Origin of the sequence: Streptomyces sp. BF23-19 (genome assembly GCF_041106355.1) — a bacterium.
Lineage (GTDB): Bacteria > Actinomycetota > Actinomycetes > Streptomycetales > Streptomycetaceae > Streptomyces > Streptomyces virginiae_A.
On record NZ_JBGBPT010000096.1, the window covers coordinates 1 to 15,003 of the forward strand.

Annotated in this window: 14 protein-coding genes; 6 read left to right on the top strand and 8 right to left on the bottom strand. The window is 73.2% G+C overall.

All coding sequences use genetic code 11. The features are described 5' to 3' along the window. A partial coding sequence (locus AB8A24_RS36650; RefSeq protein WP_369478662.1) for a GntR family transcriptional regulator occupies positions 1-307 on the top strand: 307 nt, incomplete at its 5' end. Positions 308-426: 119 nt separating this feature from the next. Here the strand turns inward: AB8A24_RS36650 and AB8A24_RS36655 are convergent. Beyond that, complete coding sequence (locus AB8A24_RS36655) at positions 427-1,524, bottom strand: DUF5925 domain-containing protein (protein WP_202202228.1); 1,098 nt, start codon at positions 1,522-1,524, stop codon at positions 427-429. A gap of 206 nt (positions 1,525-1,730) precedes the next feature. Here AB8A24_RS36655 and AB8A24_RS36660 point away from each other — a divergent pair, with 206 nt between their 5' ends. Continuing rightward, positions 1,731-2,537 (top strand): SGNH/GDSL hydrolase family protein, encoded by an 807-nt coding sequence (locus AB8A24_RS36660; RefSeq protein ID WP_323184878.1) that lies wholly within the window; start codon positions 1,731-1,733, stop codon positions 2,535-2,537. Here the strand turns inward: AB8A24_RS36660 and AB8A24_RS36665 are convergent. Next, the gene (locus AB8A24_RS36665; RefSeq protein ID WP_369478663.1) at positions 2,507-4,252 is read right to left on the bottom strand and encodes a protein kinase; all 1,746 of its coding nucleotides are present in this window, start codon (positions 4,250-4,252) and stop codon (positions 2,507-2,509) included. The genes AB8A24_RS36660 and AB8A24_RS36665 overlap by 31 nt on opposite strands. Before the next feature lie 279 nt (positions 4,253-4,531). Here AB8A24_RS36665 and AB8A24_RS36670 point away from each other — a divergent pair, with 279 nt between their 5' ends. Beyond that, positions 4,532-4,801, top strand: coding sequence for a hypothetical protein (locus AB8A24_RS36670; protein ID WP_030723188.1), 270 nt, complete (start codon positions 4,532-4,534; stop codon positions 4,799-4,801). 49 nt (positions 4,802-4,850) lie between these two features. Here AB8A24_RS36670 and AB8A24_RS36675 read toward each other — a convergent pair whose 3' ends face one another. Genes AB8A24_RS36675 through AB8A24_RS36685 form a run of 3 tightly spaced genes read right to left on the bottom strand, consistent with a single transcriptional unit; the run spans position 4,851 to position 7,869 of the window. After that, positions 4,851-6,047 carry a CaiB/BaiF CoA transferase family protein gene (locus AB8A24_RS36675; RefSeq protein WP_369478664.1) on the bottom strand — a complete coding sequence of 399 codons (1,197 nt, stop codon included), beginning with the start codon at positions 6,045-6,047 and terminating at the stop codon, positions 4,851-4,853. 35 nt (positions 6,048-6,082) lie between these two features. Next, positions 6,083-6,868 carry an ABC transporter permease gene (locus AB8A24_RS36680; RefSeq protein WP_328963928.1) on the bottom strand — a complete coding sequence of 262 codons (786 nt, stop codon included), beginning with the start codon at positions 6,866-6,868 and terminating at the stop codon, positions 6,083-6,085. Then, the gene (locus AB8A24_RS36685; RefSeq protein ID WP_328963929.1) at positions 6,865-7,869 is read right to left on the bottom strand and encodes an ATP-binding cassette domain-containing protein; all 1,005 of its coding nucleotides are present in this window, start codon (positions 7,867-7,869) and stop codon (positions 6,865-6,867) included. The genes AB8A24_RS36680 and AB8A24_RS36685 overlap by 4 nt, the downstream gene beginning before the upstream one ends. A gap of 73 nt (positions 7,870-7,942) precedes the next feature. Here AB8A24_RS36685 and AB8A24_RS36690 point away from each other — a divergent pair, with 73 nt between their 5' ends. Then, positions 7,943-8,668, top strand: a complete 726-nt coding sequence (locus AB8A24_RS36690; RefSeq protein WP_328963930.1) for a TetR/AcrR family transcriptional regulator — start codon at positions 7,943-7,945, stop codon at positions 8,666-8,668. Positions 8,669-8,723: 55 nt separating this feature from the next. Here the strand turns inward: AB8A24_RS36690 and AB8A24_RS36695 are convergent, their stop codons facing one another. Then, a complete protein-coding gene (locus tag AB8A24_RS36695; RefSeq protein ID WP_328966043.1) occupies positions 8,724-9,848 on the bottom strand; it encodes a type ISP restriction/modification enzyme in 1,125 nt (374 codons plus the stop codon). Positions 9,849-9,993: 145 nt separating this feature from the next. Here AB8A24_RS36695 and AB8A24_RS36700 point away from each other — a divergent pair, with 145 nt between their 5' ends. Continuing rightward, on the top strand, positions 9,994-10,158 hold the full coding sequence (locus AB8A24_RS36700; protein ID WP_181382635.1) for a hypothetical protein: 165 nt from the start codon (positions 9,994-9,996) through the stop codon (positions 10,156-10,158). Positions 10,159-10,276: 118 nt separating this feature from the next. On the opposite strand, the gene AB8A24_RS36705 is transcribed toward AB8A24_RS36700, so the two are convergent. Beyond that, entirely contained in the window at positions 10,277-11,026 is a 750-nt protein-coding gene (locus AB8A24_RS36705) for a GntR family transcriptional regulator (protein WP_202202235.1), read from the bottom strand. A 111-nt stretch (positions 11,027-11,137) separates the two neighbouring features. Further along, positions 11,138-12,451 carry a homogentisate 1,2-dioxygenase gene (hmgA, locus tag AB8A24_RS36710; RefSeq protein ID WP_266389762.1) on the bottom strand — a complete coding sequence of 438 codons (1,314 nt, stop codon included), beginning with the start codon at positions 12,449-12,451 and terminating at the stop codon, positions 11,138-11,140. 264 nt (positions 12,452-12,715) lie between these two features. Here hmgA and AB8A24_RS36715 point away from each other — a divergent pair, with 264 nt between their 5' ends. After that, complete coding sequence (locus AB8A24_RS36715) at positions 12,716-14,863, top strand: right-handed parallel beta-helix repeat-containing protein (protein WP_369478665.1); 2,148 nt, start codon at positions 12,716-12,718, stop codon at positions 14,861-14,863. Positions 14,864-15,003: the final 140 nt, after the last annotated feature.

A 15,003-nucleotide genomic window follows, 5' to 3' on the forward strand; every position in this document is an offset into this window, starting at 1 on the left:
CGCCGACCGGGCCCGGTCGGGGAAGCTCCCGGCGGGCTTCAAACTGCCGACGGTACGGGGCCTGGCGGAGGAGCTGGGGCTGGCCGCGAACACGGTCGCGAAGGCGTACCGGGCGTTGGAGGCGGACGCGGTGATCGAGACGCGGGGCCGGAACGGGACCTTCATCGCGGCCGCGGGGGACGCGGTGTCCCGGGAGGCGGCCGCGGCGGCCCAGGCGTACGCGGACCGCGTCCGCCGCCTCGGTCTGACGCAGGCCGAGGCCCTTGCCGCGGCGACGGACGCCCTTCGGGCCCGGTACGCCACGTAGCCACCGCCGGCCGTTCCGGCCTCGCCGGCGTGGCTGAATGCGGCCGGCGGGGCCGCAACGGTGGGTGAACCGCGCCGGAGGCTGGTGCTGTGACCGGAAAGGTCCACCGGGCCACAGCACTAGAGGTACAGGCCTGCCTCCGAGCTGTGTGGCTGCGGGGGCAGGATCGCCGCCGGGCCCGTGCCGCGCCGTAGGGCGAACAGCTCCGCCAGGCTGGCGCCCTCGCGGGAGACGCCCTCGTCCGTGCCCAGCCAGTCCACCGCTTCCCGGTGGGTCAGCCGGCCGACCTCGATGCGGGCCAGGCAGCGCCCCGGCCGGACCACCGCGGGGTGGAGCCGTTCCAGGTCCTCGTTGGTGGTGACCCCCACCAGGACGTTGCGGCCCTGCCCCAGCAGGCCGTCGGTCAGGTTCAGCAGCCGGGACAGCGCCTGCCCGGCCGTGTGGCGGGCCTCGCCCCGGATCAGTTCGTCGCAGTCCTCCAGCAGCAGCAGCCGCCAGCGGCCCTTCGCCGTGCCCTCGTCCTCGCCGATCGCGATGTCCATCAGGTAGCCCACGTCGTTGAACAGCCGCTCCGGGTCCAGGACGCAGTCCACCTGGCACCAGTCCCGCCAGGACCGGGCCAGCGTCCGCAGCGCGGAGGTCTTGCCGGTGCCCGGCGGCCCGTGCAGCAGGAGCAGCCGGCCCGCGATGTCGTCGGGGGTCACCTTCATCAGCCGGTCCATCGCCCCGGCCACCGGCGCCGTGTAGTTGGGCCGTACCTCCGCCCAGGTCCCGGCCGCGATCTGGCGGGTCGTCCGGTACGGGCCGCGGCGCGGGGAGACGTACCAGAAGCCCATCGTGACGTTCTCGGGCTGCGGTTCGGGCTCGTCCTGTACGCCCTCGGTGGCCTTGCCGAGCACGCCGGCGGCGAGTTCGTCACTGACCGCCGTCACGGTGACGTCCGCGCCCCGGCTCCAGCGCGAGACGAGCATGGTCCAGCCCTCGCCCTCGGCGAGGGTGGCGCTGCGGTCGCTGTCGCGCGCCGAGCGCAACACCGTGGCCTCCGGCGGCAGGAGGGTGGCCTCCGCCTTGACCCGCTCGATCGACACGCTGTGCGAGTACGGCTGCTCGCCGGACGCGAACCGGCCGAGGAAGAGCGCGTCGACGACGTCCGACGGTGAGTCGCTGTCGTCGACGTTGAGCCGGATCGGCAGCGCGTCCTGCGGGTTGGCTGACATGGCGCCCATGATCCGGCACACGATGCCCTCGTGCACCCGTGTTTCGCTGGATCGGGTGCCCAAGTTCCCTCTTCAAACGCATTCGCAGTGAAGGTTCGGGCCGCAACTCTGCCCTGAATATTCTTGGCATGGACACTTCCAGCGGACCTCGGCTGCTTGTACCACGGACTCAGGAGTAACCCCCACAAGGAGCCGCACACATGAGCTTGAAACTGTCGCGCTTCGCTGCCCTGACCTCCTCCCTCTTACTCGCCGCGGGCGCCACCCTGTTCGGCGCGGGCCAGGCGGCCGCCACCGCCCGGGCCGACTTCGGCTACGTCGCCCTCGGCGACTCGTACTCCTCCGGCGTCGGCGCCGGCAACTACGACGGCGCCAGCGGCAACTGCAAGCGCACCACCCGCGCCTACCCGGCCCTGTGGGCCGCCGCCCATTCCCCCCAGACCTTCTCCTTCACCGCCTGCTCGGGCGCTCGTACGGGTGATGTCCTTTCAGGTCAGCTCGCCCCGCTCAACTCCGGCACCGACCTGGTCAGCATCACCATCGGTGGCAACGACGCCGGATTCTCCGACGTCATGACCACCTGTGTGCTCCAGTCCGAATCCACCTGCGTCAACCGCGTGAACCAGGCCAAGGCCTACGTGGACTCCACCCTCCCCGGCCTGCTCGACCAGGTCTACAACGCCATCAGCAGCCGCTCGCCCGGCGCGCACGTCGTCGTCCTCGGCTATCCCCGCTTCTACAAGCTGAACGGCACCTGCACCACCGGCCTCACCGAGGGCGAGCGGGCCGCCATCAACGGCGCCGCCGACCACCTCAACACCGCCATCGCCAAACGCGCCGCCAACCACGGCTTCACCTTCGCCTCGGTCGCCGGCACCTTCACGGGCCACGAGATCTGCTCCGGCAACGCGTGGCTGCACAGCGTCAACTGGTTGAACATCGGCGAGTCGTACCACCCGACCGCGGCCGGACAGTCCGGCGGCTACCTGCCGGTCTTCACGAACGCCGCCTGATCGGTCGACTCCGTCCGATCCGTCCGATCCGTTCGATCCGTGCTGACCGTCCCGTCCGACTCGTCGCTCGCCGGACTCGCCGGAGCGCTCGTCGTCGGTGACGGTGACGGTGACGGCGTCGCACTCGGCCCGGGGGAGGGGGCCCCGCTCGTCGGGGTCTCCTTCCGGCACGTCACCGAGGTGGCCACCCACTGGGTGGCCACCTCCGCCGGTCCCCGCACCTCCAGCCGGACCGCGTCCTCGAAGGCCCCGTCCGGTGCGTGCGTGAGCTCGGTGTGCTCCAGCCGCCGGCTCCTCGGCCCGCCCTCCTCGTACGTGACGTCCCGCCAGTCGGGTCCGGAGGTACGTCCGCTGCGCGTGGCCCAGCGGTACTCCAGCACGACCGGGGTGCGCTCCACCTCGACGGTGGCCGTGAAGGCGGGCGCGGACCCGGCCGGCGGCGGGCAGCTGCCGGTGTAGGAGGAGCGCACCACGTCCACGTACACCGAGACGTGCTGTCCCGCCGGTCCCGAGGCGGACGCCGACACCGGGGCCGACGGAGCCGTCGTCGGCGTCGTGGTCACGGTCCGGGAGGCCGTAGTCGAGCCCGTCGGAGAGCCGTTCCCGGCGCCCGTCCCGTCGCCGTTCCCGAGATCCTTGAACAGCAGCCACCCCACCGCGATCAGAGCCAGCACCATCAACACGATGCCGACGGTCAGCACCAGCCCGGCGTGCCCCTCGCGGGCCACCGGCGCCGGCGTCCCGTACGGAGCCGCGTGCCCCGGTGGCGCCGCCTGCGTCGGCTGCGCCCGGTACGGCTCGCGCGGGGTGTCCGCCCCCTGCCCGTGGTGCGCGACGACCGTCGGCGTGTCCGGCCCCGACACCGGCCCGTCGGGAGCCCGTACGGTCCCGCCCGCACCCACCACCCGCAGCATCCGGGCCGCCTCCGCCGCGGGCAGCCGCTCGGCCGGGTCCTTGCGCAGCAACCCCTCCAGTACGGGCGCCAGCGCCCCGGCCCGGCGTGGCGGCGGCAACTCCGTGTCCACCACCGCCCGCAGGGTGTCCAGCGGGGTGGCCTGCCGGAAGGGCGAGACCCCCTCGACGGCGGTGTACAGCATGATCCCGAGCGCCCACAGGTCCGAGGCGGGCCCCGGATCGCGTCCCAACGCCCGCTCGGGCGCGAGGAATTCGGGCGAGCCGACCACCTCGCCCGTCATGGTGATCGAGGAGGAGCCCTCCAGGGTCGCGATCCCGAAGTCGCCGAGCACCACCCGGCCGTCGTTGGCGATCAGGACGTTGCCCGGCTTCACGTCCCGGTGCAGCACCCCGGAGTCGTGCGCCGAGCGCAGCGCGGCGAGCACCTGTTCCCCGATGTGCGCGGCCCGCTGAGGGGGCATCGGCCCCTCGGCCTCCAGTACGTCGGCCAGCGAGAGCCCGCGCACCAGCTCCATCACGATCCAGGGCCGTCCGCCCTCGGAGGCCACGTCGTAGACGGTGACGACCCCGCGGTGCGAGACCCGGGCCGCGGCCCAGGCCTCCCGCTCCAGCCGCCGGTACAGCCGCTCCAGTTCGGCGGGTTCCAGCCCGGCCGGCGCCCGCACCTCCTTGACGGCGACATCGCGGGCGAGTACCTCGTCCCGGGCCCGCCACACGATGCCCATCCCGCCGCGGCCGATCGGTTCGAGCAGTCGGTAGCGGCCCGAGATGACACGATCGGAGTTCGATTGCTCACTCACACGCGCCCCCGAGTGTGTTCCCGTGCGCCCCCGTGTCATCGGGCGATCACTCCAAGTTAGCGCAGTGTGGGCCAAGTGGCCCCTGTCGTGACGGGACTCGCGCAGAGGCCTTTCGCAGCGTGACGTCTGTGCGGAGAGTAATCGGCGACTCCGTTGAGTAATCGTCAACTCCCCGTCGCCGCAGGGGTAATTCACACCACCGGGATACCCGGGGGCGACGCGGGGGCGATAGGGTTAACCTGCCCGGGCCGGGTGCCCTCGTACGGGTGGGGAGAGAACATGGAACAGATAGCAATGCGCAGCAGGCCGCCTCGCGTGCCTGCCATCACCTGCGGCAGCAGTGCGACCAGCTCGCGCCTCGACCGCCACCTCTCTGTGCTGGGCGGTCCCGCCGTCCCGCACCGGGAGACCGCCGAGGCGACGCTGCTGATGCGCGAGCTCACCTCCCGCGACCACACGCACCGTCTGCGGAGCCGGAGCGCGCGCGTCTCGCTCTTCGCGCCGCTGCGCCGTCTGCGTCGCACGCTCTTCGGCAGCCGCCGCTCGTAACCGTCCCCGTACCGCAGCCGTCGGCCCCTCGGCCTCCGGCTCCCCGGCCCTACCCGATCACACCGTCCCGGCGCAGTTCCGAGATCTGCGCGTCCGCCATCCCCAGGGCGCGCAGCAGGGACTCGGTGTGCTCGCCCAGCGCGGGCACCGCACCCATGTGCGGTGCCGCGCCGCCCGGCAGCCCGATCGGCGGCAGCAGGGCCCGCAGCGGACCGGCCGGTGTGTCCACCTCCCGCCAGCGGTCCCGGGCCGCGAGCTGCGGATGCCCGGCCAGCTGGGCCACGGAGTTCAGCCGCGCGCACGCGATGCCCGCCGCCTCCAGCCGCCCGATCGCCTCGTCCGCGCCGAGCCGGCCCAACGCCTCGGCCACCACCGCGTCGGTCTTCTCCCGGTTCGCGGTGCGCGCCGCGTTCGTCGCGTACGCCGGATCGTCCGCCAACTCGGGCTGTTCCAGGACCTGTTGTGCCAGCCGTCGCCACTCGCGGTCGTTCTGCACCGACAGCAGCACGCGGTCCCCGTCGGCCGTCGCGTAGGCGTCGTAGGGCGCGATCACCGCGTGCGCGAGGCCCGTGCGTACGGGCTGCTCCCCGCCGTGCATCGTGTGGTGCAGCGGATGGCCCATCCACTCGGCGAGCGCGTCCAGCATGGACACCTCCACCCTGCCGCCGCGCCCGGTGACCCCGCGGCGCAGCAGGGCGGCCAGGATCCCCGAGAAGGCGTACATGGCCGCCGCGATGTCCGCCGCCGGGATCCCCGCCTTGACGGGCTGCTCGGGGGTGCCGGTCACCGACACCAGGCCCGCCTCGCACTGCACGAGCATGTCGTAGGCGCGCTTGTGGGCGTACGGGCCCTCGGCCCCGTAGCCGGAGACGTCCACCGCGACCAGTCGGGGGTAACGCGCGCACAGCGCGGCCGAGTCGAGCCCGAGCCGGGCGGCGGCCCCCTGCGCGAGGTTCTGCACGAAGACATCGGCCCCGACCAGCAGCCCGTGCAGGACCTCCCGGCCGCGCGGGTCCTTCAGGTCGAGCGCGATCGACTCCTTGCCCCGGTTGGCCCACACGAAGTGCGAGGCGAGGCCGTGCGCGGCCGTGTCGTAGGCACGGGCGAAGTCGCCGCCGTCGGGACGTTCGACCTTGATCACCCTGGCGCCCAGGTCGGCGAGCTGGCGGGTGGCGAAGGGGGCCGAGACGGCCTGTTCGACGGCGACGACGGTGATGCCGTCCAGGGGGAGTGGTTCGGTAGCCATGGGCCCTGCCTACCGGGTCGGACGGGCCGCTGTCACTACCGGCCGCGGGCGAACCTGCGCGTGGCCAACGGCACGAACAGCGCGAGCAGCACACCCGACCACAGCAGCGCCCCCGCCACGGGATGGGCCGCGGGCCAGGCGGCGCCGGCCTCGGCCGCGCCCCCGGCGTTCCCGCACAGCTCGCGCACGGCGGTGGCGACCGCGCTGATCGGGTTCCACTCGGCGACCGCGCGCAGCCACCCGGGCAGCCCCGCGGTCGGCAGGTACGCGCTGGAGAGCATCGGCAGGACGAAGGTGGCACTGCCGAGCTGGCCGGCCGCCTCCTCGCTGCTGCTCAGCAGACCGAGGTACGTGCCCACCCATGCGGTGGCGAACCGGAACAGCAGCAGCACGCCGAGGGCTCCGAGCGCGCCGGGCAGGCCGTTCTCGATGCGCCAGCCCATCGCCAGCCCCACCAGCATCAACGGCACCATCGACACGCCGGTGGTCAGCAGGTCGGCGGCCGTCTGCCCGAGCGGTACGGCGGTGCGGCTCATCGGCAGGGTCCGGAACCGGTCCATCACCCCGCGGTGGGCGTCCTGCGCGGCCGTGAACATGCCGGTCATCAGACCGTTCGCGGCGGTGGCGGCCAGCAGCCCGGGGACCAGGAACTCCCGGTACTCCGCGCCCGGCATGGCGAGCGCGCTGCCGAAGACGTAGCCGAAGAACAGCAGCATGGTGATCGGCATCGTCTGGGTGAGGACCAGCAACGCCGGGGCGTGCCGCGCCTTCTGGAGCTGGCGGGTGAGGACGGCTCCGCCGTCGGACAGCAGGGTGCTCATGCGGCGTACTCCTGATCGGCGGTGGCGGCCTCGACGGCGGTGCCGTGGGGCTGGGTGAGGCGCAGGAACACCTCGTCGAGGGTCGGCGGGCGCAGGGTGGCGTCCGTGACCGGGACCCCGGCGGCGTCGAGCTCCCGGATGATCCGCGGCAGGGTGAGGGCGCCGCCGAGGGCGCCGTCGAGGACGGTGACGCCGACGGTCAGCCGCTGCTCGTCGAGCACGGGCCGGCCACCGGTGAGCTGGTCGAGTACGGCCGCGGCGCGCGCGAGCGTCCCGGGCTCGGCGACGGTGACCTCGGCGCGGGCGCCGATCCGGGCCTTCAGTCGGGCCGGAGTGCCGGTGGCGGCGACCCGGCCGCGGTCGACGACCACGATCTCGCCGGCCAGCCGGTCGGCCTCCTCCAGATACTGGGTGGTGAGCAGCACCGTGGTGCCCTCGGAGCCCTTCTCGACGAGTTCCCGCACCGCCGTCCAGATCTGCTCGCGGGCCGCCGGGTCCAGGCCGGTGGTGGGCTCGTCGAGGAACAGCACCCGGGGGCGGGTGACCAGGCCGGCGGCCAGGTCCAGGCGCCGCTTCATGCCGCCCGACCAGGTGGCGGCCGTCCGGTCGGCGGCCTCGCCGAGCCCGAAGCGCTCCAGCAGCTCGTCGGCGCGGGCCCGTCCCGCGCGGCCACGCAGTCCGGCCAGCCGGGCGAAGAGCCGGAGGTTCTCACGGCCGGTCAGGTCCCCGTCGACGGAGGCGTACTGGCCGGTGACGCCGATCGCGCGGCGGACGGCCGCGGGGTCCCGGGTGACGTCGTGACCGGCGACGAGGGCGCGGCCGCCGGTGGGCGCGGTGAGGGTGGTGAGGATCCGGACGGCGGTGGTCTTGCCCGCGCCGTTGGGGCCGAGGAGGCCGCAGACCGTGCCCTCGGGAACGGCGAGGTCGAGGCCGCGCAGGGCGTGGACCTCCCCGTAGTTCTTCTCCAGACCCTCACTAAGTACAGCGTACGTAGTTGTCATGTGCGCCACCGTACCTCACTACGTACGATGTACGTAACTAAGATGGTGGGGAGACGACGAGGTGATCTGAGCCATGACAGCCGGCGGGCGACCCGCTGAACCCGAAGTGATCTGGTCCCGCCCCCAGCGGGCCGGCCGCGGCCCCAGGCCCGCGCACAGCCGTGAGTCCATCGCGTCCGAGGCGGTGCGGATCGCCGACGAGGAGGGGGTCGAGGCCGTCTCCATGCGGCGCGTGGCGGCCGGGATCGGCGCCGGGACGATGTCCCTCTACAACTACGTGCCGCGCAAGGAGGACCTGTACGAGCTGATGGTCGACGCGGTCAGCGGGGAGTACGAGCTCCCGCCGCCCACCGGCGACTGGCGGGCCGACCTGCTCGCGCTGGCCCGCGGGACACGCGCGCTGATGCACCGCCACCCCTGGCTGCCGCGCGTGCTCAGCCCCGTTCACGGCTTCGGCCCGAACGCCCTGCGCTACCTGGAGTACAGCCTGGACTGCCTGGCTCCGCTCGACGTCCCGGACGGAGAGAAGCTGGAGCTGGTCGCCGCCGTCAACGGCGCCGTCGCGACCTACGTGGCCAGCGAGCTGGCGATGGCCGAACGGGCCCGGACGCTCCCCTGGGGCGAGGCGGAGGAGCAGCGCGTACGGACGGCCTGGCTCGGCTCCCGGCTGGCCACCGGGGAGTATCCGCGGTTGGCGGCGGCCCTGGTCGCCGGCGGTCCGGTCCCGGGTGCCGGGCTCGACATGGACGCGGTGTTCGACCGCACGGTGTCCCGGCTGCTGGGGGCCTGGGGAGCGTAGGGCGTCCGCCCGCCGTCCTCGGAGGAAGGCCGCCCCAGGAGGCGGGCGGTCCTCCTCAGAGGAGGGCGAACTGCCCTCCCGGGCCCTCCTCCTGGTGGTCCAGCACCGACGCCGGGCGCCGGGCCCAGGCCGGCGGCGGCAGTACCCCGGCCGCGCGCAGCACCTCGGTCGACAGCACCGGACCGGTCTCGAACGCGGCCCGCTCCGGGGTCAGTTCGGCCAGCAGCGCCAACGTGGTCACCAGGGCGAGCAGTTCCGAGGTCCAGCTCTGCGGCCACTCGGCCGGCCCCAGCGCGGCCAGACCCTCGGCGTCCGGACCCCGGTGCGCGGTGCGGGCGGCGAACCAGGCCGGCAGCACCCGCACGCCCTGCGCCTCGTACTCCCAGGCCCCGGCCGGGACGGGGGAGACCGTCCCGCTCCCGAGGCTCAGCGTCTCGCTCTCGGCTTCGTACGCGAGCTCGCGCGGCCGGCCCGTGACCGCCGAGCGGACGTACGGCCGGCGCCCGCCGGGCAGCCGGGGCGGTTCACCGCCGCGGGCCCCGCGCAGCTGCACGGCCAGCAGCCGGTGCCCCAGCTCCAGCCCGGCCCGCCAGTGCTCGGGATCGGCGGCGAGCGGGACCTCGTACCCGCGCGGACCCGGGCGGCCCGCCGCGAGGATCCAGGACAGGACGTCCTCGGGGATGACCGGGCCGCCGTGGCGCGCGACGAGCAGGGGCAGCAGGCCGGGCGCGAGATTCGGCTCGGCGCCGCCGGGGCGCCGGTGCAGGGGGCGGATCCGGCCGAGGCGGCCGACCGGGAGGTGCGCGGTGACCAGCGGATCCGGGGTCTCGACGAGGAACAGCTGGTGCTCGTCCCGGACCCGCCAGAGCTCGGGGCGGGCCGCGTCGATGAGCCGCTGGTCGGGCAGCAGCCACTGCTCGTCGAAGGGCTCGCGGAGCACCCGTACGGGGTCGGGGCAAGGGCCCGGGTCGTCGGCGAATCGGGCCGTGGCCGCCGACCGCTGCCCCGGCAGGGCGGCCGCCCCGGCGTCGGGCCGACGGCTGCGGCTCGGGCGGAACAGCCGCTCCCGCTCGGCGCCTTCGGAGCCGGTCAGGGTGGCCCAGCGGGCGCGCAGGGCCGCCGGATCGGGTGCGGCCACCCAGTCCCGGCCCAGGCGCAGGCCGCCCACGGACCAGGGCATCAGATCATCGAGCAGCGGTACGTCATCGCTCACGCCGCCGATGGTAGCGACGGGACCCGATGGCCGGGCTCCGTCCAGGCCGGCGAGCTAGGCTCCTTGTATAGGCATTCGTACGGTTTCGACCGAGGAGGCTGAGGAGGCGGTCATGAGCCAGTACGACGAATACACGACCCCGTCACAGGCCGAGGGCGAGCGCCTCGACGAGGACATGGACGAGGCCCAGCGCAAGCAGCTCCAGCACCCGCACACGATGCGGACCACGCCTTCCCAAGCGGAGGGCGAACGCACCAGGGAGGACGACGAGAAGTAGGCGCGCGGCGCCGCAGGACCCGCAGGACCGTCTCCGGGGCGTCGGAGGACCGCCTCCGGGGGCATCCGAGGGGCGTCCGAGGGGCGGCGGAGGGCCGTCCCGGGGCGTCCGAGGGACGTCAGTGCGCGTCGACCGTCACCGTGAAGGAGAACCGGTCGCCGCGGTAGCGGATCCGGGCCACGTCCACCACCCGGCCGTCCTCGTCGTAGGTGACGCCCGTGTAGTGCAGGATCGGGCTCAGCAGCGGCACCTGGAGCAGCTCGGCCGTCTCCGGGTCGGCCAGCCGGGCCTCCACCGTGTCCGTGATCCGGCTGATGCGCACCCCCACGATGTCCCGCAGGACCTTCGTCATCGGCCAGCGTTCGAGATCGGCGAGGTCCACCGCCTCGGCGAACTCCGGGAGGACGGCGTTCTCCGCCCAGTTGGTCGGCTCCCCGCTCTCCCGGTCGTGGCGCAGGCGTCGGAAGGTGACCACCTCGGCCGTGCCCGGGAAGTGCTCCAGCAGCTCCCCGGACACGGCTGTGCGGCCGTGCCCGAGGATCGTCGTACGGTCGCCCGACTGCTGGGCCACGATCGCGTCGACCGAGCCCAGCAGCCGGACCGGGGTGCTGCGCAGGGCGCCCGGCTCGATGAAGGTGCCGCGCCGCCGGTGCCGGCTGATCAGGCCCTCACCCTCCAGCTCCTTGAGCGCCTGCCGCATGGTCAGCACACTCACCCCGTAGTGCCCGGCCAGCTGCTCCTCGGTGGGCAGGCGCAGCGAGGCGTCCGGGGTGCGCCCCAGTATCGAGGCGCGCAGTGACTGCGACACCTGGTACCAGAGCGGCAGCTTCCGGTTCAGTACCAGCGAGTCGGGGGCGAAGGCGGTCACGGGTGGATCTCCGAAGGGCTGGACAGGGGTGACGTGCGGCGCACGCACGGTACGACGCGTGCAGGGTACGGCGCGTGCAAGGTACGGCGCATGCAGCGTATGCAGTGCAGGTCAGGCGCGGAAGTGGCGCTGCAGACCCTGCCACACGTCGTCGTACCCGCGCTGGAGGTGATCCGCGCCGGCAGCCTGCGCGGTGGCGGTGATCGGCCAGCGGGTCTCGAACATGAAGGCCAGGCCGTCGTCGATCTTCTGCGGCTTCAGCTCGGCCGCACTCGCCCGCTCGAAGGTCTCGTGGTCGGGTCCGTGCGCGGACATCATGTTGTGGAGCGAGCCGCCGCCGGGGACGAAGCCCTCGGCCTTGGCGTCGTAGGCCCCCTCGATGAGGCCCATGTACTCGCTCATCACGTTGCGGTGGAAGTAGGGCGGACGGAAGGTGTCCTCGCCGACCAGCCAGCGCGGGGCGAAGACCACGAAGTCCACGCCCGCCAGCCCCGGGGTGTCGGAGGGCGAGGTCAGGACCGTGAAGATCGACGGGTCGGGGTGGTCGTAACTGATCGAGCCCAGGACGTTGAAGCGGCGCATGTCGTACACGTACGGGACGTGGCTGCCGTGCCAGGCGACCACGTCGAGCGGGGAGTGGTCGTAGGTGGCGGACCAGAGGTTGCCGCAGAACTTGTTGATCACCTCGGTCGGGCGCTCGCTGTCCTCGTACGCCGCCACGGGGGCCTGGAAGTCCCGTGCGGCGGCGAGGCCGTTGGCGCCGATCGGGCCCAGGTTCGGCAGCTCGAAGGGCTGGCCGTAGTTCTCGCAGATGTAGCCGCGGGCGTCGGCGTCGAGCAGCTCGACGCGGAAGCGGACGCCGCGGGGGATGAGGGCCATGTCCCCCGGGCGGGCGGCGAGCAGGCCCAGCTCGGTGCGCAGGAGCAGTCCGCCGCGCTCGGGGACGATCAGCAGCTCGCCGTCGGAGTCGCTGAACACCCGGTCGGTCATGTCGGCGTTGGCGGCGTAGAGGTGGATGGCCATGCCGGCGCGCTGGGCGGCGTCGCCGTTGCCGCCGAGGGTCCACAGGCCGGAGAGGAAGTCGGTGCCGGGGGCCGGCTCGGGCAGCGGGTTCCAGCGGAGCCGGTTCGGGTCCGCCACGGACTCGGTGAAGGGCGCGGAACGCAGGGCCCCGTTGTCGATCCGGGTGAAGGGCGGGTGCGCGGCCGAGGGGCGGATCCGGTAGAGCCAGGAGCGGCGGTTGTGGGTGCGGGGCTCGGTGAAGGCGCTGCCGCTGAGCTGCTCGGCGTAGAGGCCGAGGGGGGCGCGCTGGGGCGAGTTCCGGCCGATCGGCAGTGCGCCGGGGACGGCCTCCGAGCTGTGCTCGTTGCCGAAGCCGGTGAGGTACTCCAGTGCCTCGGCCGTCTTCCTGGCCTGCTCGCTCATGTGCTGCTCCCGCTCCGTCGAAGGAATCCTATGGTCGACAGTAGGATTCCGCGGCTCGCACGTCAACGGCGGACCTGTCCTCGGCCCCGAGATCGACGGGAAAGGCCGGAAATGGGGGAGGGGTCGACGGGGCGTGGGCGGAAACGGCGATCGGAAACGGCGATCGGAAACGGCGATCGGAAACACGGTCGGGAACGCCGGGAGGGAACACGGATTCGGTCCAGGGGGATCCCAAAAGATGAACATTCCTCTACTCTCACGCGCATGTCGTGGACCCGCAGGTTCCCTGCCGTGCCGGCGGCGCTCCTCGCCGCCCTCCTCGCCCTCCTGTCCCTCCTCGTCGCCGCGCCCGCCGCCGGCGCGCACGAGGAGCGCCCGATCACCCTCCCGGACGGCTCCGGATCGGTACCCGAGTACCGCACGGCGGAGCCCGATCTGATCGTCTGCAAAATCGACCGGCCTGCCTTCGAGCGCCGGATATCCGCCTTCTCCGAAGAGCTCAGGCAGCGCAACCTCGCCCTGTACGAGCGGTGCGAGAAGAGCGGCTACCGACACCTGCAGGAGGCCGTCGACGCCGTCGACCGGCCCGGGATGAACATCGCGATCCTCCCCGGCCTGTACGAGGAGGAGCCCTCCCTCCCCGCACCGACGGGGGAGTGCGCCGCGCTGAAGGCCCCCCAGTCCTCGCTCGGGTACCAGATCCTGTCCTACGAGCAGCAGGTGCACTGCCGGCACAACCAGAACCTCGTCGCCATCCTCGGCAAGACGAACCTGCAGATCGAGGGCACGGGCGCGTCACGGCTCGACGTGGTCGTCGACGCCAAGTACCAGAAGCTGAACGCCATCCGCGCGGACAGGTCCAACGGCATCTACTTCCGCAACTTCACCGCCCAGCGCACCACCTTCAACTCGCTGTACGTGCTCGCGGGCGACGGCTTCGTCATCGACGACGTGCTGACCCGCTGGAACGACGAGTACGGCTTCCTGACCTTCGCAAGCGACCACGGGCTGTACAAGAACTGCGAGTCGTACGGGAACGGCGACTCCGGCATCTACCCGGGCAGCGCCTCGAACATCAACGACGGCCGCGGCTACGAGGTCCCCCGGTACTCCATCGAGATCACCGGCTGTCGCAGCCACCACAACATGGTCGGCTACTCCGGCACCGCGGGTGACTCGGTGTGGGTGCACGACAACGAGTTCGACCAGAACATGGGCGGCGCCTCGATGGACAGCGCCTTCCCCGGCCACCCCGGACTCCCGCAGAACCACGCCAAGTTCGAGCGGAACCTGATCCACGACAACAACCAGGACTACTACGGTCACGTCGCCGACGGCACCTGCGCCAAACCGCCGATCGAGCGCGGCTACGAGCGGGGCGTGGTCTGCCCGCAGATCTCCATGCCGCCGGGCACCGGCATCATCACCGCGGGCGGCAACTGGAACCTCTACGAGAACAACTGGGTGTACGGGCACCGGCGCGCGGGCTTCTTCCTCAGCGCGGTCCCCGCCTTCATCCGGGGTGAGGAGGCCTGGTCCAAGCAGACCGACACCTCCCACCACAACCGGTACGCCGGGAACGTCATGGGCAAGGACACGTCGGGCGCCGCCCGCCCCAACGGCATGGACGTGTGGTGGGACGGCCAGGGGCGTGCCAACTGCTGGCAGGCCGGACCCGACGGGGCCACCCCCGGAACGGTCCCGCAGTGCGGCGACCGCCGGGGCGAGGTCTCGGGGGCGTCCGCCCGGCTGGTCGGCGAACCGGTCAAGCTGGTCCAGCTCCTCGTCTGCGCGGACTACAACGTCCAGGCGCGCAAACTCCCGGCCGGCTGCGACTGGTACGGCGCGCGCGGGCTGGAGCGGGTGGAAACCCAGCTCGCGCTGGCCGTGGCCGCCGTGCTGCTGCTCGTCGGCGGCGTCCTGTGGTGGCGCCGCCTGCGCGGCTCCCGGCTGGGCACGGTCGCCACGCTGGCCGGGCTGGCCGGTCTGGTCCTGGACGTGGCGGGCTCCACCATGCCGCTGACCGCCACCTTCGTCCCGGCACTCGCTCTCCTCCTGCTCGGCCTGTGGTGGACGGGCGTCGGCCTGGTGCTGCGCGCCGACCGCCCCTGGTTGGCCCGCCTGACCCTGTTGCTGGCCGGGCTCACCCTGCTGGACGCCTTCGACAAGGCCGTCCTGATGATCCCCTGGACCCCCCTGAGCCCCGCCTGGGTACGGGCCCTGGTCGCCGTGATCTGGGTCCTGTGGGCGGTGGTGGCCTCGGCCCGCCCGGGCACCCCGGCCCGGCCGTCCGGCCCGGGCGGCGACCCCGCGGGCGACCGCGATCCGGTCCCCGCCGGCCCCGCCCCGGCGCTGAGCACGCCCGCCCCGGAACCCCCGGCGGCCCCGACGACCCCGGATCCCGCACCGTGACCCCCGCCCAGGCCGCCCCGACCACAGGAGGCCAGCCGTGACCGACCGGCCCGACCTGCCCGAGCACCGGCCCGAGCGCCGGCTCGACCTGCCCGAGCACCGGCCCGACCTGCCCGAGCACCGGCCCGACCTGCCCGAGC